Consider the following 20,795-nt stretch of genomic DNA (forward strand, 5'->3'; position numbering starts at 1 on the left):
GCCGACCGGCAATACTGCGCTATCAGCTTTGCATCCTGTTTGCCTGTTTTGGTGCGTTTGAACCTGCTTTCTGCATACTTGCTTATTTTCAGCGGATTCACTACGTAAACGCTGTAATACTGCGCGAAGTAGTCGGCAACTTCTTCATAATAATTGCCGGTTGCCTCCATGCAGATATGCAGATTCTGACATCCCAAGCTTTTCAACCGGTCCGAAAACTGATCTAAACCTTTTGAATCGTTGTCAAACTTTGCCGAATATTCGGCATTGCCGACAATGGCCGTTGCGTCAAATGTCAGCTTGGATATGTCCAATCCTACAGTGTTACGCAATATATAAGGGGTTGCCGTTCCGCAGTTGGGCGGCAGCATACACGTTCCTTTCGGCGTATTCTCGCCGTTGCGCGGCGAATATCTCGACCTGCTTGCCCATGCGCCGTCAACGGGTTTTCAGACGGCATTCGATATCGGGACGGGCTCGGGCGTACTTGCCGCCATTTTGGCGAAACAGGGCATTCCTTCCGTCATCGGCACGGATACCAATCCGAGGGCGGTTGCCTGCGCCCGTGCCAATATTGCCCGTTTGGGTTTTGAAAAACAGGTTGAAATCCGCGAAACCGATTTATTTCCCGAAGGGTTTGCCGACCTGATTGTCTGCAATCCGCCCCGGCTTCCCGCCAAGCCGACTTCCGCCGTCGAATCCGCGTTATACGACCCCGAATCTGCGATGCTGGCTGCGTTTTTGCGTGATGCGCCAAACATCTGAATCCCGACGGAGAAATCCGTCTTATCATTTCCGACCTCGCCGTGCATTTGGGGCTGCGGTCTGCCGACTTTTTGGAAAAGGCATTTATCCGGGCGGGTTTGCGTGTTGAGGATGTTTTGAAAACCAAACCGGTTCACAAAAAAGCTGCCGATTCGAACGATCCGCTGGCTTTTGCCCGAAACAGGGAAACTACTTTCCTGTGCCGTTTGAAAAAGGCATAAGGGGCGGTGGCGTGCTTCCGACGGTAGGCATCGGAACGCCCGCGCCGCCGGCACGGCATCATTCGGGCGGATTATTCTTGTGAAAATACCCGCTCAAGCATACTGTCCAACGCCGTCTGACGGACTTTGACGGTGTTTACCGCCTGACAAAATGTCTTTTTGCCGCCGAAAAATACGAATTTTTCCCTGGCGCGGGTAATGGCGGTATATAACAGCTCCTTACTCAATCCGGACAATGCATCGTCCCCTTCGTCCGAAGGTGCGTCGGAAGGCGGCAGCAGCCAGACTTCCCGATATTCCGAACCTTGGCTTTTGTGGACGGTCATGGCGAATGCGGGTTCAAATTCGGGCAGGCAGCTTACCGCTACCTTTTTAAATCCGTCCGCATCGGCAAAATAGGCGGCAAGGCTGCCCTGCCGTCCGACATCTTCCATAATCAGTCCGATGTCGCCGTTGAACAGCTCAAGCGCGTAGTCGTTCTGTCTGATCATAATCGGCTCTCCGGCGAAATAGGCCAAATGTTCCGGTATGTTCATTTTGCGGCGTACATAGCTGCAATAGGCTTCGTTGAAGTCTTCCGCATCCTGCCGCCAAGCTGCCAGAACCACGATATCCGAGATACCTGCGTATGCGGCTTCGATATTGCCGTCTTTTACCGCCTGCCAATAGGCTTTGTGCGCCCGGTACAACCTTTCGACCCGAGCGTTCGGACTGCATTCCGAATGTTCCAGTTCGTCCGGAAACCGGTCAAACAATGCCCACGCCCCTTCATCGCCCGATACGACGGCACGGGCAAGGCAGCCGATGCCGCTGTTGTCGCCGAAGCGGTGGCTGAACGACAGATGGGCGGTGTTTTGCGCCAACACGGGCGGATTTGCGCTGACGCTGAAACCGTGTTCCGGAAGGAAACCGGCCAGCCTTTGGTGCGTTTCTCCGTCCAAAACGGTTTTTTGCGACAAAACGGACAGCACCGCCCCGATTCCGACGGACGGGAGCTGGTTTTCATCGCCCAGCAGAATCACGCGCGCGCCGGTTTTGACCGCTTTCAAAAGTTGCAGCATCAATGCGGTATCCAACATGGAGGCTTCATCGACAATCAGCACGTCGAACGGCAGCGGACGGATATGGTCGAACGCCGCCTGCATTTTGGGCGGGCTCAGCTTAAGCAGTCGGTGGACGGTTTGCCCTTCCAGTTTGAGCAAATGGCGGCGGACGGCCTCCGGCGCGTCAAAACCGTTGATTGCACGGTGCAGTGCGCGCGCCATATGTGCCGCCGCTTTGCCCGTCGGTGCGGCAAGCGCGATATGGGGAAGATTTTCGTTTTCACCGCAAATCAGTGCCAGCAGTTTGGCAACCGTTGTCGTTTTGCCCGTTCCCGGCCCTCCGGTAATCACCATAAAAAACTGCAACAGTGCCAAGGCGGCCGCATCGCGCTGTCCTTCGCTTCCCGCGCCTTGAAACCATTTTGCGAGGTTTTGCCGCGCGCCTGCCGCGTCGGGGGCGGACGTGCCGGCTGCCGCCAAGCGTTTTATTTCGGCAGCCAAATCGTATTCCAACTGCCACATCCTGCCCAAAAACAGCCTTCTGCCTTCCAAAATCAAAGGCGCGGCGGATGTTCCGACCACGGGTGCGAGTGCCGACAGCGCGTCAGCCTCGTCCCCGCTCAAACGGATAAACGAATGACCGTTTTGCAATGCCTGAAACAGGCGTTCGGTACAGTTTGCAAGCACTTCGTTGCCCGAACCCGCATAGCGTTCCAAAAAACGGATTGCCGCCCTTGCCGCCGCTTGGGCAAATTCATCTGTCTGCAGTTCCATCGTATTCCTTGTCGAAATGCCGTCTGAAGGCACGGGGCTTCAGACGGTGCGTGTTGTTTCGGCTGTTTAGGCGTTTGCGCCCTGTCTGGGGTGCAGGCTGCCGTCTTTCATGACCATCACGCGCTCGAAGCGGCCGGCGAGTTCGTCGTCGTGCGTTACGACCACCAGCCCCGTTCCCAATTCCGTTTTCAGTTCCAGCATCATATCCAAAACATTCCTTGCGTTTGCCCGGTCGAGGTTACCGGTCGGTTCGTCGGCAAGCAGGCATTTGGGTTGCGTAACCAAGGCGCGCGCAATGGCGGCACGCTGGCGTTCGCCGCCGGACAATTCGCCCGCACGGTGCGTCGAACGGTGTTTCAGTCCGACCTTGTCGAGCATCGCCATTGCCGTTTCTACCGCCTCTTTACGGCTTTTTTTGCCGATCAGAAGCGGCATCATCACGTTTTCCAGTGCCGAAAATTCAGGCAGAAGATGATGGAACTGGTACACGAAACCGAGATGGCGGTTGCGCAAATCGCCCAAACGCCGCTGGTTTAAGGCACGCAAATCCTCGCCCATCAGCAGCACCCTGCCTTCAGACGGCATATCCAGCCCGCCCAAAATATGCAGCAGCGTCGATTTGCCGCTACCCGAAGAGCCGATGATGCCGGTGCTTTCCCCCGTGCGGATTTCCAAATCCAAGCCGTACAGCACCGGAACGTCCAAACCGCCGTCACGGTAGCGTTTGCCCACGCCTTCGCATTTCAAAATCAAATCACTCATAACGCAAAGCCTCCGCCGGTTGGGTTTTTGACGCGCGCCAGCTCGGGTACAGTGTCGCCACGAAAGACAGCCCCAAGGAAATGCAGGCAATCAGGGCAACGTCGCCCATATCGACATCACTGGGCAGGTAGTCGATAAAATAAACCTGCGAATTGATGAGGTGGACACCGAGCAGGTTTTCAAAAAACGCCACGACCCTGCCGACGTTCCAACCCCAAAGCACGCCGCAGACCACACCCGCCAGCGTGCCGAAAAAGCCTGAAAACGCGCCCTGCACCATAAAAATCTTCATCACGCCGGCAGGGGAAAGACCCAAAGTCCGCAAAATCGCAATGTCCGCCTGCTTTTCCGTAACCGCCATCACCAAGGAAGAGACAAGGTTGAACGCCGCCACGGCGATAATCAGCGTCAGGATAATGAACATCATCCGTTTTTCCAGTTCGACCGCTTCAAAATAGCTGCGGTTGCTGTACGTCCAATCGCGCACCCAAACCGTGTCCCTTTGCGCCTCCGGAATCAGCGTTGCCGTCAAGGCGGGGGCGTTTTGCGGATCGGCAAGCTTCAGCCGCAGCCCCGCAACTTCCTTATCCAAGCGGTACAGTACGCGCGCGTCTTGGATATGCGTCATCGCCAATGAGTTGTCCACTTCGTAAACACCCGTCTTGACCAGGCCGACCACGGTAAACTGCTTCAGGCGCGGCACGATTCCGGCAGGGGTAACGTTGCCCTCCGGCGTAATTACCGTAACCTTGCCGCCGACTTCCGCCCCCAAAGCCTCCGCCAAACCGACACCGAGGATAATGTCAAACTCGCCCGGAATCAGGTCTTCAAACTTGCCTGCCGGCATTTTGTCGCCGTATTCCACCACTTTGCGCTCTTCAGACGGCAAAATGCCGCGTATCTGAACGCCCCTGATTTCGCCCGCGTTTGCCAGCAATGCCTGATTGGAAACATAGGGTGCGGCAGCCAAAATGCCTTTGCGGTTTTCGGCAAACCGAAGCAGGTTGCGCCAATCCGTATCCGTATTGTCGATATAGCCGATTTCGGCGTGCGGCGCGACATTCAGGAGCTGCCCGCGTATTTCTTTCTGAAAGCCGTTCATAACCGACAAGACGACAATCAGCGCGGTTACGCCCAAGGCGATTCCGGCAATCGAAACCATCGTGATAAACGACATAAAGCCGTTGCGCTTTTTCGCCCTGAGATACCTCAAGCCTATCCAAGCCTCTAGAGAAAACATAACGCTACCTTAAAAATGTCTGCAAACGTGCCGCCCCGGACGGCGGTTTGGGGGAGGCGGCAAAAGTTTATTGTACCGTAAAACCCCGGCAGCGTCCGAACGGCAGGCTGTGTAAATAAAGACGCGGTATGTGGCAAATTCGGAAAAACAGGACGGAAAACTTGCACAACGCGCCGAACTACCCTATCCTTCTCTTGAAACAAAACCTTTTCTTTAAGGAAAACAATGAATATCAGGAAAATCTCCGCTTTGTGTGCTGTTGCCGTTTTTACTGTTTCGACAGCCTATGCCAAAGAAATCAAAATCGATGCCAACAACACGCCTTATTCCGAAGCCGACGCGCAAAAGCTGGCGGCAACGGCAGTCGGTATGGGCGTTAAGGAACCTGTCAGCCTGAACGGCGGCAGCGGCAGCATTACCGTTTCCGGCAGCAGCGCGGCGCAGTGCGTCTTTACGGTCGGCAGCGGGGGCACTTTGCAGATTCAAGGGCTCAACTGCAAGTAAACCGCCCGAAAAAATGCCGTCTGAAGGCTTCAGACGGCATTTTGCATTGGCGGCGTTACGCCCCGCCTTCTTTAATCAGACGCCGTTCGTACACCGCCTGCGCCAGCGTTCCCGCATCGACATATTCCAATTCGCCGCCCAATGGGATGCCCTGCGACAGCCTGCTGACCTTGTAAGGCAGGTTTTTGAAAAACTCGGACAGGACATACGCTGTGGCATTGCCTTCTGCGGTAAAGGCGGTCGCGATAATGATTTCTTCGATTTCCCCGCCGTCCAGCCGTTGCGCCAGCCTGTCCAATGCGATGGCGGATACGTCCATTCCCAATGCCGTATTGATTTGCCCCATCAGGACGAAATACAGCCCGTCGTGGCAGTTTGCCGCTTCTATATTCGACACGTCGGCAGGCATATGCACCACCATCAGCCGCCGCCCGTCGCGTGTTTCATCGGCACAAATATCGCACAATCCGCCTTCGCAAAATGTATTGCACCTTGCGCAATGGCGAACCTGCCTCAATGCCGTCTGTAAGGCATCCACCAGCTCTTCAGCCTCTTTGCGCTTTTGCTGCAACAGATGGTACGCCATCCGCTGTGCCGATTTCGGCCCGACGTTGGGCAATACTTTCAGCGCACCGATCAGGCGTTGGAATGCATCCTGTTTTTTGGAATTCATCATACTCCGCCATATGGGAAAACGGTCGGAATATTCCGACCGTTATGTTGTCAACAAAAGTGTCAATTACTGACCATCGCCGTTGTCAACCGATTGTGCTCCTTTAGTCTGTTTGATTTTTCCGTTGAAATAGCGGATCAGCAGGTCGAAAGTATTGGCAGACTGCTGTTGCGCCAAAGCCTGTTTCGCAGGAGGAAGCTGTGCGGCAATATCCTCCGGAGGCGTGACTGCCTGCACCTCGACAATCACGGGTGCCGGCAGACCGGTCAGTCTGACATAGGCGGGTTTGCCGTTTGCCGGTTTTGCTTTCAGCAGTTCCGCATAAGCCTCGGGCGGCATGGACTGCCTTGCCTGCTGCGCGCCCAAAACGGACACTTCCGACCATTTCACGTCAACTGCCTTGCCGCCGTTCAGTTGGGTAAGCACTTCTTTTGCCTTGTTTTCGGCAAGTTTGGCGGCTTCGGTACGGATATAGGCCTGACGCACCGCATCTTTGGCTTCTTCAAACAGTAGGTTTTTTTCTTCGCGGACTTCTTTGGCGCGGACGACCCACGCGGTTTCGCTGTTGATGGTCAGCACTTCGGAATTGTGTTTTTTCTTCAATACGTCGTCGCTGAATACGGCATTGATTAGGTTTTCGGGCATGCCGGACATTTGTGCGTCCTGCCTGCTCAGCCAAGTTTCTTGGGTTTCCACTTTCAAACCGCTGTTTTTGGCGGCTTCGGCAAGCGAGGAGGGATGATTGAACGCATCGTCGCCCAGCTTTTCTTTTGCCTTGTTGAAGTCGGCAACCGCCTTTTTCATTTTCAATTCGTTTTCGACGGCGGCTTTTTCCTGCTCGAAAGAAGGTTTGGCTTCATGTGCCGGCAAACGCGCCACGCGCTCTTCAAACGCATTTTTCACTTCCGTTTCACTGACGGTCTGCTTGTCTGCAAAATCCTTCAGATTCAAGGCGACATATTCCAATTTGACCGCCTGCGGCAGCAGATAGTCTTTTTTGTTCGCATTATAAAATTTCTGCAAATCGGCTTCAGACGCTTTGACTTGGGCGATGAACTCGTCGGGGTTGAAAGTGTGCGAACGGATGGTGCGGTTGACCTGCGTCAGCCTGATCAGCTGTTCCGCCTGCGCGTCGCCGACCAATACGCCGTTTTGGACGAGGCTTACCAAATTCTGCAAGGCAAACTGATCGCGGATTTCTTCGACAAACTGGTCTTCAGACATATGGCGTTGCGACAGGTATTGACTCAAAAGCGCGTGACTGAATTTGCCGTTTGCGTCGTGGAAATTGGGATCGTCCACAATCATCTGCTTGATTTGTTCGGAAGAAACCGAAATGCCCATCAGCTTCGCACCCTGTTTCAGGTAGGCGCGTTGCAGCAGGGATTGGAACACCGCGTCGCGCCAAGGGCTGCCGCCGTCCGCCTGCTCGTTCTGCATGGCGTTGTTGATTGAGTGCTCGCTGATTTTTTCGTCGCCCACTTGGACGATGTAGTCGGCGCCCGGATGGGAAACCGTGCTGACGCCGAAGCCGACAAAAGTTAATGCAATCAGGCCTAATAAGACTTGGGCGGGTGTTCTGTATTTTTCGATGGAATGGAACATATTTTCAGATTGGGAATGGGAAATTCAAGTCGGGTATTGTAACGGTTTTTATCCCTGTCTGCACGGGGCTTGCCGGTTGAAGATGCCGTCGTAGGTTTCTTCGCTGAAGCCGACGTAAACCCTGCTGCCGCACTCCAATACGGGACGCTTGATCAGGCTCGGCATTTCGGACATCAGTTTGACGGCCTCCGCCGTCGAGGACAGGGCTTTTTGCTGTGTTTCGGCATCGAGTTTGCGCCAGCTTGTCCCGCGTTTGTTGAACAGGGTTGCCAAAGGCACTTGTTCCAGCCACGAGCAGATTTCCGCTTCAGACGGCATCTGTTTTTTGAAATCCCGAAACCCAAACTCCAAGCCGTATCCGGCAAGCCTGTTTTTGGCTTTTTTGACTGTGTCGCAATTTGGAATGCCGTGAAGGATTATCATTTGGAAACCTTTTGCCTGAAATAATAAAACCGATATTTTACTATAAGTGTCTGAAAATTTGCCCGTCTGTTTCAGACGGCGGGGCGGTTATGTTACAATCCGAAAATTCGAAAAATTTAATCTCTTGTTCAATAAGGGTTTTACCCATAATGATTTCTACCAACGGCATTACCATGCAGTTCGGCGCGAAGCCGCTGTTTGAAAACGTATCCGTAAAATTCGGCGAAGGCAACCGCTACGGCTTGATCGGCGCGAACGGTTCGGGCAAATCCACCTTCATGAAAATCCTCGGCGGCGATTTGGAACAGACCGTCGGCGAAGTGGCGATTGAAAACGGCGTGCGTTTGGGTAAATTGCGCCAAGACCAGTTTGCCTACGAAGACATGCGCGTGCTGGACGTGGTGATGATGGGGCATACCGAAATGTGGGCGGCGATGACCGAGCGCGATGCGATTTACGCCAATCCCGAAGCCACCGAAGACGACTACATGAAAGCCGCCGAACTGGAAGCCAAGTTCGCCGAATACGACGGCTACACCGCCGAAGCGCGCGCCGCCGAATTATTAAGCGGCGTGGGCATTTCCGAAGATTTGCACAATGCGAAAATGGCGGAAGTCGCCCCGGGCTTCAAACTGCGCGTATTGCTGGCGCAGGCGCTGTTCTCCAAGCCGGATGTATTGCTCTTGGACGAACCGACCAACAACTTGGACATCAATACCATCCGCTGGCTGGAAGGCGTGTTGAACCAATACGACTCCACCATGATCATCATCTCGCACGACCGCCACTTCTTGAACGAAGTTTGCACCCACATGGCGGATTTGGACTACAACACCATCACTATTTATCCGGGCAACTACGACGACTATATGCTCGCTTCCGCCCAATCGCGTGAGCGCGCCCTGAAAGACAATGCCAAAGCCAAAGAGAAACTGCAAGAGCTGCAAGAATTCGTTGCCCGTTTTTCCGCCAATAAATCCAAAGCCCGTCAGGCAACCAGCCGTCTGAAACAGGCCGACAAAATCAAATCGGAAATGGTCGAAGTCAAACCTTCTACCCGTCAAAACCCGTATATCCGTTTTGAAGCCGATGAAAAAGCCAAGCTGCACCGTCAGGCTGTGGAAGTTGAAAAACTGGCCAAACGCTTTGAAACCCAGTTGTTTAGAAACCTCAACTTCATCCTTGAAGCAGGCCAACGCCTCGCCATCATCGGCCCGAACGGCGCAGGTAAATCTACCTTGCTGAAACTCTTGGCCGGCGCGTACAACCCCGAATATTCAGACGGCCTGTTGCCGGACGAAGGCAGCATCAAATGGGCGGAAAAAGCCAGTGTCGGCTACTATCCGCAAGACCATGAAAACGACTTTGACGTCGATATGGACTTGAGCGAATGGATGCGCCAATGGGGTCGGGAAGGCGACGACGAACAAGTCATCCGAGGCACTTTGGGGCGTTTGCTTTTCGGCAGCAACGACGTGGTAAAAAAAGTGAAAGTTCTCTCCGGCGGCGAAAAAGGCCGTATGCTTTACGGCAAACTGTTGCTGTTGAAACCCAATGTCTTGGTCATGGACGAACCGACCAACCATATGGACATGGAAAGCATCGAATCGCTGAACATGGCACTGGACAAATACAACGGCACGCTGATTTTCGTCTCCCACGACCGTCAGTTCGTTTCCTCCCTGGCAACCCAAATCATCGAACTGGACGGCAAAGGCGGATATGAACACTACTTGGGCGATTACGAAAGCTATCTCGAGAAAAAAGGCGTAGCATAAGCGCACCCCTCCGGTTGAAACAATGCCGTCTGAAGCCGCTTCAGACGGCATTGTTGATAACTTTAAAATAGGAAGCATATGCAGACTTACCTCGTCGGCGGCGCCGTCCGCGATTATCTTTTGGGCCTGCCCGTCAAAGACCGCGATTGGGTGGTCGTCGGCGCAGACGCGCAAACCATGTTGGCGCAAGGTTTCCAGCCGGTCGGCAAAGATTTTCCTGTATTCCTCCATCCCAAAACGCACGAAGAATACGCCCTAGCCCGCACCGAACGCAAAACCGCCAAGGGTTACGCCGGTTTCAGTTTCCACGCCGACAAAGACGTTACGCTGGAACAGGACTTGATGCGCCGCGACCTGACCATCAACGCGATGGCGCAAGATGCGGACGGCAAGATTATCGACCCTTTCGGCGGGCAACGGGATTTGGCGGCAGGCATTTTGCGCCACGTCTCGCCCGCCTTCGCCGAAGATCCCGTCCGCATCCTTCGTGCCGCCCGCTTTGCCGCGCGTTACGGCTTTGAAATCGCCGAAGAAACCATAAAGCTGATGCGGCAGATGGTGGAAAACGGCGAAGCGGACGCATTGGTTGCCGAACGCGTCTGGCAGGAGTTGGCGAAAGGTTTGATGGAAAAAAATCCGCGCAAAATGATTGAAATGTTGCGCGAATGCGGCGTGCTCAAAGTCTTGCTGCCCGAAGTCGACGCCCTCTTCGGCGTGCCGCAACGCGCCGACTACCATCCCGAAATCGACAGCGGCATCCATACCCTGATGACGCTGCAACGCGCCGCCGATATGGGTTTGAGCCTGCCCGAACGCTATGCCGCCCTGCTGCACGACTTGGGCAAAGCCAAAACGCCGCCCGACATCCTGCCGCGCCACCACGGACACGACATCAACGGCGTAGAACCCGTGCGCGAAGTCAATCAACGGCTGCGCGCGCCGAGGCAGTGTGCCGAGCTTGCCGAATTGGTTTGCCGTTGGCACATTATTTTCCACCAAGTCGGACAGCTTAAAAGCCAAACCATTCTGAACGTATTGAAAAAAACCGATGCCTTCCGCCGTCCCGAGCGTTTTCAGACGGCATTGAACGTCTGCATTGCCGACACGCAAGGCCGTCTGAAACGCGAACACACGCCCTACCCGCAACGCGCGCACTGGCTCGCCCTGCTCGAAGCCGCCAATCAGGCGGATTCGGGCAAAATCGCCGCCGAATGCCGCGCGCAGGGAAAAGCGCACTTTATCGCCGAACAAATCGACCGGGCGCGGCTGGCGCAAATCGCCCCGCTGCAAAAAGCGTTTCGGGGCGCGTAGGAAAAAGAAAACGCCAAACGCGGCATCTTTTGAGGTTCGCCCGCATTGCCGAAACAGCGTCGGAGAAAGGGATGGATGACATCGATTTATTCGGCTGCCTTTTAATATTCCCTTGATGCAGGCCTGATTAGTCGGACAAAAATACCTTTTGTTCAACGGAACCGATTTCTATCCGGACGGAAACAGCCGGCTTTCCCCTTGCAAACGGATGGAATCAAGCGGGTATTCAAACACAGCCGTTTATTTTTATTCCGCCGCCAAGTTATGGGATAGGGTTTGCGTGTTTCGGGCAGGCAAACCGCGCAACCTTAGACGCAGTCCGAAGTTTTGAAGGCGGCATCCGGGCCGGGTTTTGAAACAGCCGCCGCCATATCCGCTATAATCCATCCTTCAGCCATTCCGCCCCCGACATAAAATCATGACCCTGAAAACCGATTTATTGCCTAAAATCAACAACGAAGATTATCAACGCCTCATCCTCAAACATAGCGCGGAATTCAGCGGCGGGGAAATCCGCCTGTTGAACGAAATCCTCGAAAAATTCAATTTCGACGTTGTTCAGGCGCAGGCATTGGCGCAGGCGGTAATGCAGCAGGTGCGCTTCGATCCCAACGCCTACCACATCGACAGCGACGACGAAGACACCACCGGCATCTGCCCCCACTGCATCAACCCGCCTATGCCGCCCCTGCGCGACTATCTCGTTTGGCGCGAAACACGCGGATAAAACGCTTTTGACCGTTATCTTTTCAATGCCGTCTGAAACGCCGCCGACCGTTCGGACGGCATACCCGACAAAGGGAACACTATGCTGCAAACCGACAACCTGACCGCCGCGCAACCGCAACGCATCGTTGCCGCCCAAACCGCCTCCGCACAGGAAGAACTGCTCGAACGCGCCCTCCGCCCCAAAACGCTGGACGACTACATCGGGCAGCATAAAGCCAAAGAGCAGCTCGCCATCTTCATCCAAGCCGCCAAAAAACGCGGCGAAGCACTCGACCACGTCCTGCTTTTCGGCCCGCCCGGACTGGGCAAAACCACCCTTGCCCACATCATCGCCAAAGAGTTGGGCGTAAATTTGCGCCAAACCAGCGGCCCCGTCCTCGAACGCGCCGGCGACCTCGCCGCCCTTTTGACCAACCTTGATCCGCACGACGTATTGTTTATCGACGAAATCCACCGGCTAAGCCCCGTCGTCGAGGAAATCCTCTATCCCGCGCTCGAAGACTACCGGCTCGACATTATGATAGGCGAAGGACCCGCCGCACGTTCCGTCAAAATCGACCTGCCGCCCTTCACCCTCGTCGGCGCGACCACCCGCGCCGGTATGCTGACCAACCCGTTGCGCGACCGCTTCGGCATCGTCTCCCGCCTCGAGTTTTACGAAAACCGCGACCTTACCACCATCGTCAGCCGTTCGGCACAACTGTTGCAGCTCGATATGGACGAAGAAGGCGCGATGGAAGTCGCCAAACGCAGCCGCGGCACGCCCCGCATCGCCAACCGCCTGTTGCGCCGCGTGCGCGATTTCGCCGACGTGAAAAACAACGGCGTAATCGATGCCGCCGTCGCCGATGCCGCTTTAAGTATGCTGGACGTGGACGCGCAGGGGCTGGACGTGATGGACAGGAAATTCCTCGAAGCCGTTTTGCACAAATTCGGCGGCGGCCCCGTCGGTTTGGACAACGTTGCCGCCGCCATCGGCGAATCTACGGACACCATCGAAGACGTTATCGAACCCTACCTCATCCAACAAGGCTTTTTGCAACGCACCCCGCGCGGCAGGATGGCGACCGAACGCGCCTACCTGCATTTCGGGCTGCCCGTCGAAAAATAAACCATGCCGTCTGAAACCGAACCGGGTTTCATACGGCATTGTTATCAGACGTTTGCACCGGCACCGGTTTCATCACTTAACAGAAACCTTTTGTCCGGCAGGACAGATTCTCCCCGATGAAAATAACTGTTTCCCTGGCAAACGGTTGAAACCCGTCTGGCTGCCGGTTGAAAAATAACGCAATGCTGTCTGAAACAGAGCTAATTTTCAGACGGCATTTCTATTTCAATCATTGGCTCAAGGTTCAGCCTGCCGCTTTTTCCAGTTCCGCCCTCATCGCAGCGATTACCGCCTTGTAATCCGGTTTGCCGAAAATCGCCGAACCGGCAACAAAGGTATCCGCACCGGCTCGGGCAACGGCGGCAATATTGTCAGTTTTGATGCCGCCGTCCACTTCAATGGCAATACGTCTGCCGCTTTTCCCTTCATAGCGGTCAAGCATGGCGCGAACCTGTCTGATTTTTTCCAAAGTGTGCGGAATGAAGCTCTGACCGCCGAACCCGGGGTTGACCGACATCAGCAAAACCATATCCAGCCTGTCCAACACGTTTTCCAACACATATACGGGCGTTGCCGGATTCAACACCAGCCCCGCCTGACAGCCCATGTCCCGAATCAGGCTCAAGCTGCGGTCGATATGGCGGCTCGCTTCGGGATGGAAAGTGATAATCGATGCTCCTGCTTTGGCAAACGATTGAATTAAATCGTCAACGGGTTCGACCATCAGATGCACATCGATCGGCACGCTTGCATAAGGCTTCAACGCCGCGCAGACCATAGGTCCGAAGGTCAGGTTCGGCACATAATGGTTGTCCATCACGTCAAAATGGATCAGATCCGCACCCGCCGCAATGACATTTGCCACCTCTTCTCCGAGGCGGGCAAAGTCTGCCGACAAAATACTGGGTGCGATACGGTAGGCGGTCATATTTTTTCCTTCAATGCCTTTATGGGCGGACTCAACGCGGGAAAGCCTCGAAACAGCATTATTAACAAAAGTTAACTGCCATAATACCATCTTTCACACGGCAATCAAGTATATTGTCCGAAATATCCGGATTAAAGGAAAAGCCGTGCCGCTGCCTGCTCCCTGCCGTTTTGCCAAACCTGCCGCCTCTTTTTTAAGTATGGCTTTGCTTTCCTGCCAGCTTTCCCACGCCGCCACGGCTTATATCCCCCCGAACGATTTTCAACCGAACTGCGACATACGCCGGCTCGGGCTGACACAGGGTCAGCACAATGAGCTGCGTAAAATCCGCGCCGCCTTCAAAATGGCGGGCGACAGGGCGCGTTTGAAGGTTATGCATTCCGAACACAGCCGCCGCCGCTCTGTCGTCGAAATCATTTCTTCGGATGTTTTTAATCGGAACGAGGCGCGCGATTATGTCGAAAGCCGCTACCACTCCAGCATGGATTTTGCGGTGGACGAATTGGAAATCCAACACCGCTTCTTCCATATTCTCACACCGCAACAGCAGCAAATGTGGCTTTCTTCCTGCCTCAAATAATCCCCGAAACACTCACGGCGCACGTTGCTCCGGCAGCCTGCCCGCCCAGTCGCAGGCAAACTGCCAAGCGGAACGTCCCGAGCGGTTGCCCCGCATCTGCGCCCACTGCAACGCCGCCGTCCGGGCGGCTTCGTCATATGGCACATCAAAATCTTCCAACCAGCTTCGCACTGCCGCCAGATAATCGTTTTGATCGAACGGATAAAAACTGAGCCACAATCCGAATCGGTCGGACAAAGATACTTTTTCTTCCACGGCCTCTTTTTGATGGATTTCTCCGCGCACGCCTGTCGTACCTGCATTTTCATCCAAATATTCGGGCATCAGATGCCGTCTGTTGGAAGTCGCGTACACCATCACGTTGGCGCAACGTTGGGACAGACCGCCATCCAATGCCGTTTTCAATGCCTTATAGGTTTCGTCGCCGCTTTCAAATGACAAATCGTCGCAAAACACAATGAATTTTTCCGGGCGTTCCTTCAAAAGTGTCAACAGATACGGCAGGCCGATCAAATCGCTTTTATCGACTTCGATCAGGCGCAATCCCTTATCCGCATATTCGTGCAGCAGGGCTTTGACCAGCGAGGATTTGCCTGTTCCGCGCGCGCCGCTCATCAATACGTTATTCGCAGGTCTGCCGGCAATAAATTGTTCGGTATTACGCACCAGCAATTCGGTCTGCCTGCCGACTCCGGCAAGCCGCGACAAAGGGAAAACGTGCGGATCGGGCAAGTGTTCCAAAAAACCTTTTTTGCCCGCACTCTGCCAGCGGAAGGCAAGCGCGTTCCAATCCGTATGCCCGGGTTCGGGCGGAAGCACGGCATCCAAACGCCGCAAAACGGCATAGGCTTTATCGAGAAATTCGTTCAATTCCATCTCTACCTCACTTTGCATATCTTTGCGCCATCAGCCGTTCGACGGTGTCGACGATTGCCTGCGTATTCGGATCGATTTCGATGTTGATCCTGTCTCCGGCCTTTCTGCTGCCGAACAGCGTCCGTTCCAAAGTTTCGGGAATCAGATGGACATTGAAACGGCTGTCTTCGACTTTGCCTATGGTCAGGCTGCAACCGTCCAAGCCGACGAACCCTTTGGTCAGGATATAGGGTTTGAGTTCGTGCGGGAGCGCAAACCAAACCGTGCGGTTGAACCCGTCCCGTTCGATTTCGACAATGGGCACGGTTGCCATAATGTGTCCGCTCATGACGTGTCCGCCGATTTCGTCGCCGAAACGTGCCGCCCGTTCGATGTTGACGCAATCGCCTTCCTTCAGCAGCCCCAAATTGGTTTTTGCCAAAGTTTCTGCCATTAAATCGAAGCTGACGCGGTTTCCTTCGATTTCAGTAATCGTCAGGCAGCAGCCGTTATTGGCGACCGATGCGCCGTGTTGCAGGTTTTCTGCCGCCTCTTGCGGAAGCTCGACGACATAAGTCTGAAACGCCTCCGACGGGCGGTGGATTGCCGTCAGTTTTCCCAATCCTTGAACAATGCCTGTAAACATAATCCTGTTTTCCTGTCTCGGTAAAATAGTGCAAATTGTAGCATTTCCCCGCGAAAAATGCCGTCTGAAACTCCTTCAGACGGCATTGTGCCTCCGGTTCGGGCAAAAACCGCCCGGTACGCCTTGACCTTTCCTTTCCGCGCCGGTCGGCGGTCTTGCACTTATCCCTCCTGCAAATCGGTTTGCGTGTTCAAGTCGGCAAAATGCCCGTCAAACTCGAATCTGACCGGCCGCGCCCTTTGCTGCTGCAACCAGCTTCTTAATGTTTTCATACCCGAAAACAGATAAGGAATCGCGCTTTGCAGAATTTGCGGACGGATATACATAATGTTGTAGTGCATCGTTACCGGCGTTTCCACATAAAACGCATTGCACAACGGTGTGCGTTTGGAGACGCTTTCAAAGCGCGCGACCAAATCGTCCGGCAGATACGGCATATCGCAAGGTACAATCAGCAGCCAATCGGCCGCCGCCAACTGCAAATCGTTGGCTGCGGTACACAATGCCGAAAGCGGGCCGAAATGCTGCCACTGCCGGGCATCCGGAAAAACATGCGGGCTGCGGCGGGCGTATTCTTCCAAATTCCGGTTGGCACTGATGACGATATGGCTGACCTGCGGCCTGATTTTACCGATAACGCGGTCAATCAGCGGTCTGCCTTCCAACAGTGCCAGCCCTTTGTCTTCCCCGCCCATACGGTCGGCCAGGCCTCCTGCCAAAATCAATGCGAACGTTTTTAATGCGGGCGGGCTTTTGGGAAAGTTTGAGGTTTTCATAGTTTCAGTCTGCCGTTTCCGATATTTTAGAAGCGCGTTTGAAAACGGCGTCGTATAAATTCATGTTATTTGAATTTTATCATAACGTGATTTAACACTGAAAGCATTGAGGCTTAAGTTTTCCTTAACCTGTCCTTTCTGAGCAGTTGTTTCTAATTCCAAAGAATGATATTGTTTGCACCGTTTAAAACGACTTTCCTCCGAATATGATACTGCCAACCCGATTTTCAGACGGCATCCCCCTTTCCCTGCGCCTGAAACTCCTGACCGGCTTGTGGGTCGGTTTGGCGGCACTGTCTGTCGTTTTAACTCTGCTGCTTTCTTTCCGCCTGGAAAATGCCGCCTCGGTCATCGAAGAGGCGGGCAATCTGAAGATGCAGGCATACCGGCTTGCCTATATGGCGGGCGAAGGCTCGCCCCGCGCACAAATCGACAATCAGATTGCCGAATTTGAAAAAAGTTTAAAACGCATTTCCCAAAGCGATGCCATCCATCCGCTGATTCCCTCCGACAATCCCCTTGCCTACGATTTGATACAGTCCATGCTGATTATCGACTGGCAGGCCAACATCCTCCCCCCGTTGCAGGCATACCGCCGCCCCACACAAATCGAGCTTTACCGCTTTGCCGGCAATATCGAACTGTTTTTGCAGGCGTTGGAAAATGCCGGCGAAAAAAACACTTGGTGGCTCAGGCGGTTTCAATGGGTCATTATGCTGATGACGCTGGTGTCGTCCGTGCTGATGCTTTTTTGGCACCAGATTTGGGTTATCCGTCCGCTGCAGGCGTTAAGGGAAGGTGCGGAACGCATCGGTCAGCGGCATTTCGACATCCCTGTTCCCGAAGACGGTACGCCCGAATTCAAACAGGTCGGGCGGTGTTTCAACCAAATGGCGCTCAGGCTGAAGACTTTATACGATGATTTGGAAGGACAGGTTGCCGAACAAACCCACAACCTTGAAAAGCAAAACCGCAACCTGACCCTGCTGTACCGGACCACGCGCGACCTGCATCAATCCTATACGCCGCGACAGGCGGCGGAAGAATTTTTGAACCACATCCTGCCCGCCGTCGGCGCGCAATCCGGCAACATCTGCCTGGAAAACGGTTCCGACACAGACATTTCCGTCCATACGGCCGAACACGGCAAAAAGCCCCCTTTGGAAAAATACCATGACGAAACCTTCCCCATCGAATATCAAAACGAGAAACTGGGCATGCTTTCGCTCGGCTTTTCAGACGGCACTTCCCTCACCGGAGACGACCGCACGCTGCTTCAAACCCTGATTCGGCAATTGGGCGTATCGCTCGCCGGGGCGAAACAGGAGGAAGAAAAACGTCTGCTTGCCGTATTGCAGGAACGCAACCTGATTGCACAGGGGCTGCACGACAGCATCGCGCAGGCATTAACCTTCCTGAACCTGCAGGTACAGATGCTGGAAACCGCCTTTGCCGAAAACAAACGGGAGGAAGCCGCAGAAAACATCGGCTTTATCAAAACAGGCGTGCAGGAATGTTATGAAGATGTCCGCGAACTGCTGCTCAATTTCCGTACCAAAATCAGCAATAAAGAATTTCCCGAAGCTGTTGCCGACCTGTTCGCGCGCTTCACGCAACAAACCGGGATAACGGTCGAAACCGTTTGGGAAAACGGTTCGTTCCTGCCTACACAGGACGAGCAGCTCCAAATGATTTTCATCCTGCAAGAAAGCCTGTCCAACATCCGCAAACACGCCCGCGCCACCCATGTAAAATTCACCCTTTCCGAATACGGCGGACGCTTTACCATGACCATCCAAGACAACGGACAAGGTTTCGACACGGAGAAAATAGGAGAACCTACGGGCAGCCATGTCGGACTGCACATCATGCAGGAGCGTGCCAAACGCATCCGTGCCGTTTTAGAAATCCGTTCCCAAGCACAACAGGGAACCACCGTCTCATTGACGGGCGCACCCAAAGAAAGCCTACCATGACCATCAAAATCATCCTGATAGACGACCACACCCTCTTCCGCAGCGGCATCAAAGCCCTTTTGTCGCGCCAACACGGTTTTGAAGTCATCGGCGAAGCCGCAGACGGACTCTCGGGCATCAAAATGATCAGTCGGCTGCAACCCGATGTCGTCCTGCTCGATTTGGATATGCCAGGCATGAACGGGCGCGAGGCCTTGTCCCAAATCATCAGCATCAATCCGCAGCAGGAAGTCATTATGCTGACCGTTTCCGAAGACAGCGACGACCTTACCGAATGTATGCGCATCGGCGCGCGCGGCTACCTGCTGAAAAACATCAACGCCGACTTTCTTCTCGAAAGCATACGCAAAGCCGCCGAAGGCGATAATGTATTCTCGCCCGAGATGACCGCCAAACTCGTCAAAAGCCTGATTTCCCCCCAACCTGCCCAAAGGACGCAGGCACTCTCCTCACTTACCCCTCGTGAACTGGAAATCTTGGGCTATCTCGCCGCAGGACACAGCAACAAAATCATCGCCCGCCACCTCGATCTTGCCGAATCCACCGTCAAAGTCCACGTTCAAAACCTGCTCCGCAAACTCAACCTCAGCAGCCGGGTGCAGGCCGCCGTTTACGCCATCCGGCACAACGTCCCCCAACCTGTGCCGGAATAGACGTTCAGACGGCATCGGGTCAGGAAAAAAGCAATGCGCCCCTTTGACGGGGTGCAATATATAAGGGACGGCATCCGGTGTGCCGTCCCTTTAAGTACGCCATTACCGCCGTAACCCGGACGGAATGGCTTAGGCAGTTTATTTCCAAGAATATTTCACACCCACGGTGCCTTGGTAGCCTTTATGTCTGTTGCTTCCGCATCCTGCCGATAATTGCCTTGCCTGTCCCGAGAAAGGGTTTGATTTTCGCCACGGCGTTGGTGGAGCGTATCCAGCATCGCATAGCCTGATTCCAAGTTTTGACGTGGAACGAGTGCGTAGGCCGGTGCGCTTGGCGTGATGATGGTTTTATCTTGATTCGGCGTGGTTAAAGTCCAGAAGTATTCTGTCGCGCCCGCCTCATCTTTGTGTGAAACCAATTGCAATTCCCCCGCCCCTGTGGTTTTGGCAGTTCCGCTAAAAGTATCGCGCATTGTGTAGGTATGTTTAGCGTCTTCGATATTTAATTTACCGGTTTCCGCCCCCTTGTCTTGTCCCAAAACCTTAACAACGGCGGCACTGCGTTTGTAGCGGTCGGAAAGTTCGCCGATCGAACCGTCGATAATATTTTCTTTGCCATCTTTACCCACTGAAATGACCGTTGTTTTTCCTGAAGCATCGCCTGTGATTTCCAGTAAATCAGATTGAGAATTTCCTCCTTGATCATCACCCGGCGAGTTCCATTCTGTATTGACTTTTAACACACCGTCTTTACCGACATAATTTCCTTCAATGGTGAGTTTGTCTGCATAGGATTGATTGGCAAGCGTAATGATGCCGCCGTTGGTGAATGTTCCTTTTTCAAATACAGAAGTTGTACCCGATAAAGAAATACCTGTATTAGATAGGGTTAGCGTGCCGCCTGATAATAATGTAGTCCCTTCGGGTGTTGTTAATGATGTGTCTTTTTTTAGGTGAAAAGTAGCTTTTGTTAGTTTTATGGTTCCAATATCTTCTGATTTGAATTCCATTGCGCCATTTGTAATTTTTAGCACAGCATTGGTAATAGGGAGGGGGAAGCGCATTGTAAATGATTTTTCTGTTCCATCTGGATTGATTAATGTACCAGATGCGCCAAAGATCTCTCCTTCAGGGATAGAAACAGTTCCATCAGAAATTGATGGTTTATTTGCGCTTTTATCACTGTGTTTATGAATTAATGTAATTGGGGCTGTACTAGATTATCCCTAAATTCCACACCGATCCCGCAGGATTTTTAGCTGCCGGGACGGTGTGCCGGAGTTAAGTCGAAATTCGCATTCCCTCAACAACGGCGGGAAAGGTTTGCGGTCGATTCCGTTGTATTTTCGCAAGGCGCGTTTTGCCTGATTCCAAAAGTTCCCAATGCCGTTAATGTGGTTCCGACGGTCTGCAAATTCCTTGGAACGGTTGATGCGGCAACG

At 53.7% G+C, this 20,795-nt stretch carries 19 protein-coding genes and 3 pseudogenes; 9 read left to right on the forward strand and 13 right to left on the reverse strand.

Going from position 1 to position 20,795, the window contains the following annotated elements; all coding sequences use genetic code 11:
* Positions 1-332, reverse strand: a 332-nt coding sequence (locus DFR77_RS10665; protein WP_139593800.1) for an IS110 family transposase, incomplete at its 3' end; no start/stop codon positions are given.
* A 7-nt stretch (positions 333-339) separates the two neighbouring features.
* Here DFR77_RS10665 and DFR77_RS10670 point away from each other — a divergent pair.
* Positions 340-986: pseudogene (locus DFR77_RS10670) on the forward strand (methyltransferase); the annotation flags it as partial.
* A gap of 71 nt (positions 987-1,057) precedes the next feature.
* On the opposite strand, the gene recD reads toward DFR77_RS10670, so the two are convergent.
* The 3 genes from recD to DFR77_RS10685 all read right to left on the reverse strand — a co-directional run bounded on the left by recD (position 1,058) and on the right by DFR77_RS10685 (position 4,805).
* On the reverse strand, positions 1,058-2,803 hold the full coding sequence (gene recD / locus DFR77_RS10675; protein WP_003693088.1) for an exodeoxyribonuclease V subunit alpha: 1,746 nt from the start codon (positions 2,801-2,803) through the stop codon (positions 1,058-1,060).
* A 66-nt stretch (positions 2,804-2,869) separates the two neighbouring features.
* Positions 2,870-3,565, reverse strand: a complete 696-nt coding sequence (gene lolD / locus DFR77_RS10680; protein ID WP_003688655.1) for a lipoprotein-releasing ABC transporter ATP-binding protein LolD — start codon at positions 3,563-3,565, stop codon at positions 2,870-2,872.
* The gene (locus DFR77_RS10685) at positions 3,558-4,805 is read right to left on the reverse strand and encodes a lipoprotein-releasing ABC transporter permease subunit (RefSeq protein ID WP_003693086.1); all 1,248 of its coding nucleotides are present in this window, start codon (positions 4,803-4,805) and stop codon (positions 3,558-3,560) included. The genes lolD and DFR77_RS10685 overlap by 8 nt, the downstream gene beginning before the upstream one ends.
* A 225-nt stretch (positions 4,806-5,030) precedes the next feature.
* On the opposite strand from DFR77_RS10685, the gene DFR77_RS10700 reads away from it, so the two are divergent.
* Positions 5,031-5,309: a hypothetical protein gene (locus tag DFR77_RS10700; protein ID WP_003688659.1), complete on the forward strand. Its 279-nt coding sequence runs from the start codon at positions 5,031-5,033 to the stop codon at positions 5,307-5,309.
* Between the two features lie 55 nt (positions 5,310-5,364).
* Here DFR77_RS10700 and recR read toward each other — a convergent pair whose 3' ends face one another.
* From recR to DFR77_RS10715, 3 genes are all read right to left on the reverse strand, one after another.
* Positions 5,365-5,982: a recombination mediator RecR gene (gene recR, locus DFR77_RS10705; protein WP_003688660.1), complete on the reverse strand. Its 618-nt coding sequence runs from the start codon at positions 5,980-5,982 to the stop codon at positions 5,365-5,367.
* A gap of 66 nt (positions 5,983-6,048) precedes the next feature.
* Complete coding sequence (locus DFR77_RS10710; RefSeq protein WP_003695299.1) at positions 6,049-7,587, reverse strand: SurA N-terminal domain-containing protein; 1,539 nt, start codon at positions 7,585-7,587, stop codon at positions 6,049-6,051.
* Between the two features lie 48 nt (positions 7,588-7,635).
* The gene (locus DFR77_RS10715) at positions 7,636-8,010 is read right to left on the reverse strand and encodes an arsenate reductase (RefSeq protein ID WP_003688664.1); all 375 of its coding nucleotides are present in this window, start codon (positions 8,008-8,010) and stop codon (positions 7,636-7,638) included.
* Between the two features lie 149 nt (positions 8,011-8,159).
* Between DFR77_RS10715 and DFR77_RS10720 the strand changes: the two genes are divergently transcribed.
* The 4 genes from DFR77_RS10720 to ruvB all read left to right on the forward strand — a co-directional run bounded on the left by DFR77_RS10720 (position 8,160) and on the right by ruvB (position 12,939).
* Positions 8,160-9,788, forward strand: a complete 1,629-nt coding sequence (locus DFR77_RS10720) for an ABC-F family ATPase (protein WP_025455940.1) — start codon at positions 8,160-8,162, stop codon at positions 9,786-9,788.
* Between the two features lie 78 nt (positions 9,789-9,866).
* The gene (locus tag DFR77_RS10725; protein WP_003691200.1) at positions 9,867-11,099 is read left to right on the forward strand and encodes a multifunctional CCA addition/repair protein; all 1,233 of its coding nucleotides are present in this window, start codon (positions 9,867-9,869) and stop codon (positions 11,097-11,099) included.
* 418 nt (positions 11,100-11,517) lie between these two features.
* Positions 11,518-11,826, forward strand: a complete 309-nt coding sequence (locus tag DFR77_RS10735) for a hypothetical protein (protein WP_002232489.1) — start codon at positions 11,518-11,520, stop codon at positions 11,824-11,826.
* An 81-nt stretch (positions 11,827-11,907) separates the two neighbouring features.
* Entirely contained in the window at positions 11,908-12,939 is a 1,032-nt protein-coding gene (gene ruvB, locus DFR77_RS10740; RefSeq protein WP_003688673.1) for a Holliday junction branch migration DNA helicase RuvB, read from the forward strand.
* Between the two features lie 244 nt (positions 12,940-13,183).
* On the opposite strand, the gene rpe is transcribed toward ruvB, so the two are convergent.
* A complete protein-coding gene (gene rpe, locus DFR77_RS10750; RefSeq protein ID WP_003688675.1) occupies positions 13,184-13,867 on the reverse strand; it encodes a ribulose-phosphate 3-epimerase in 684 nt (227 codons plus the stop codon).
* 145 nt (positions 13,868-14,012) lie between these two features.
* Between rpe and DFR77_RS10755 the strand changes: the two genes are divergently transcribed.
* Positions 14,013-14,447, forward strand: a complete 435-nt coding sequence (locus DFR77_RS10755; protein WP_003688677.1) for a Spy/CpxP family protein refolding chaperone — start codon at positions 14,013-14,015, stop codon at positions 14,445-14,447.
* A gap of 12 nt (positions 14,448-14,459) precedes the next feature.
* Here DFR77_RS10755 and DFR77_RS10760 read toward each other — a convergent pair whose 3' ends face one another.
* The 3 genes from DFR77_RS10760 to DFR77_RS10770 form a co-directional block, all read right to left on the reverse strand.
* Positions 14,460-15,323, reverse strand: coding sequence for an ATP-binding protein (locus DFR77_RS10760; RefSeq protein WP_003693081.1), 864 nt, complete (start codon positions 15,321-15,323; stop codon positions 14,460-14,462).
* A gap of 7 nt (positions 15,324-15,330) precedes the next feature.
* On the reverse strand, positions 15,331-15,948 hold the full coding sequence (locus tag DFR77_RS10765; protein ID WP_010358100.1) for a riboflavin synthase: 618 nt from the start codon (positions 15,946-15,948) through the stop codon (positions 15,331-15,333).
* A 161-nt stretch (positions 15,949-16,109) separates the two neighbouring features.
* Complete coding sequence (locus DFR77_RS10770) at positions 16,110-16,724, reverse strand: molybdenum cofactor guanylyltransferase (RefSeq protein WP_003691204.1); 615 nt, start codon at positions 16,722-16,724, stop codon at positions 16,110-16,112.
* Between the two features lie 206 nt (positions 16,725-16,930).
* Here DFR77_RS10770 and DFR77_RS10775 point away from each other — a divergent pair, with 206 nt between their 5' ends.
* Both DFR77_RS10775 and DFR77_RS10780 read left to right on the forward strand, forming a co-directional pair.
* On the forward strand, positions 16,931-18,700 hold the full coding sequence (locus tag DFR77_RS10775) for a histidine kinase (RefSeq protein ID WP_003699959.1): 1,770 nt from the start codon (positions 16,931-16,933) through the stop codon (positions 18,698-18,700).
* On the forward strand, positions 18,697-19,353 hold the full coding sequence (locus DFR77_RS10780) for a response regulator (RefSeq protein ID WP_003693075.1): 657 nt from the start codon (positions 18,697-18,699) through the stop codon (positions 19,351-19,353). Before DFR77_RS10775 ends, DFR77_RS10780 begins: the two co-directional genes overlap by 4 nt.
* A gap of 194 nt (positions 19,354-19,547) precedes the next feature.
* Here DFR77_RS10780 and DFR77_RS10785 read toward each other — a convergent pair.
* Positions 19,548-20,573, reverse strand: a pseudogene (locus tag DFR77_RS10785) (autotransporter outer membrane beta-barrel domain-containing protein); the annotation flags it as partial.
* A 6-nt stretch (positions 20,574-20,579) separates the two neighbouring features.
* Positions 20,580-20,795, reverse strand: a pseudogene (locus tag DFR77_RS10790) (IS1595 family transposase); the annotation flags it as partial.

The organism is Neisseria gonorrhoeae (assembly GCF_003315235.1).
In the GTDB taxonomy this organism is placed as follows: Bacteria; Pseudomonadota; Gammaproteobacteria; order Burkholderiales; family Neisseriaceae; genus Neisseria; species Neisseria gonorrhoeae.

Excerpts from the sequence above, each read along its gene's own strand:
- ruvB (WP_003688673.1), top strand. The coding sequence starts at position 11,908 with ATGCTGCAAACCGACAACCTGACCGCCGCGCAACCGCAACGCATCGTT.
- DFR77_RS10710 (WP_003695299.1), bottom strand. The coding sequence starts at position 7,587 with ATGTTCCATTCCATCGAAAAATACAGAACACCCGCCCAAGTCTTATTA.
- DFR77_RS10685 (WP_003693086.1), bottom strand. The coding sequence starts at position 4,805 with ATGTTTTCTCTAGAGGCTTGGATAGGCTTGAGGTATCTCAGGGCGAAA.
- lolD (WP_003688655.1), bottom strand. The coding sequence starts at position 3,565 with ATGAGTGATTTGATTTTGAAATGCGAAGGCGTGGGCAAACGCTACCGT.
- recR (WP_003688660.1), bottom strand. The coding sequence starts at position 5,982 with ATGAATTCCAAAAAACAGGATGCATTCCAACGCCTGATCGGTGCGCTG.
- DFR77_RS10720 (WP_025455940.1), top strand. The coding sequence starts at position 8,160 with ATGATTTCTACCAACGGCATTACCATGCAGTTCGGCGCGAAGCCGCTG.
- DFR77_RS10770 (WP_003691204.1), bottom strand. The coding sequence starts at position 16,724 with ATGAAAACCTCAAACTTTCCCAAAAGCCCGCCCGCATTAAAAACGTTC.
- rpe (WP_003688675.1), bottom strand. The coding sequence starts at position 13,867 with ATGACCGCCTACCGTATCGCACCCAGTATTTTGTCGGCAGACTTTGCC.
- DFR77_RS10765 (WP_010358100.1), bottom strand. The coding sequence starts at position 15,948 with ATGTTTACAGGCATTGTTCAAGGATTGGGAAAACTGACGGCAATCCAC.
- DFR77_RS10780 (WP_003693075.1), top strand. The coding sequence starts at position 18,697 with ATGACCATCAAAATCATCCTGATAGACGACCACACCCTCTTCCGCAGC.
- DFR77_RS10700 (WP_003688659.1), top strand. The coding sequence starts at position 5,031 with ATGAATATCAGGAAAATCTCCGCTTTGTGTGCTGTTGCCGTTTTTACT.
- DFR77_RS10760 (WP_003693081.1), bottom strand. The coding sequence starts at position 15,323 with ATGGAATTGAACGAATTTCTCGATAAAGCCTATGCCGTTTTGCGGCGT.
- DFR77_RS10735 (WP_002232489.1), top strand. The coding sequence starts at position 11,518 with ATGACCCTGAAAACCGATTTATTGCCTAAAATCAACAACGAAGATTAT.
- DFR77_RS10775 (WP_003699959.1), top strand. The coding sequence starts at position 16,931 with ATGATACTGCCAACCCGATTTTCAGACGGCATCCCCCTTTCCCTGCGC.
- recD (WP_003693088.1), bottom strand. The coding sequence starts at position 2,803 with ATGGAACTGCAGACAGATGAATTTGCCCAAGCGGCGGCAAGGGCGGCA.
- DFR77_RS10725 (WP_003691200.1), top strand. The coding sequence starts at position 9,867 with ATGCAGACTTACCTCGTCGGCGGCGCCGTCCGCGATTATCTTTTGGGC.
- DFR77_RS10715 (WP_003688664.1), bottom strand. The coding sequence starts at position 8,010 with ATGATAATCCTTCACGGCATTCCAAATTGCGACACAGTCAAAAAAGCC.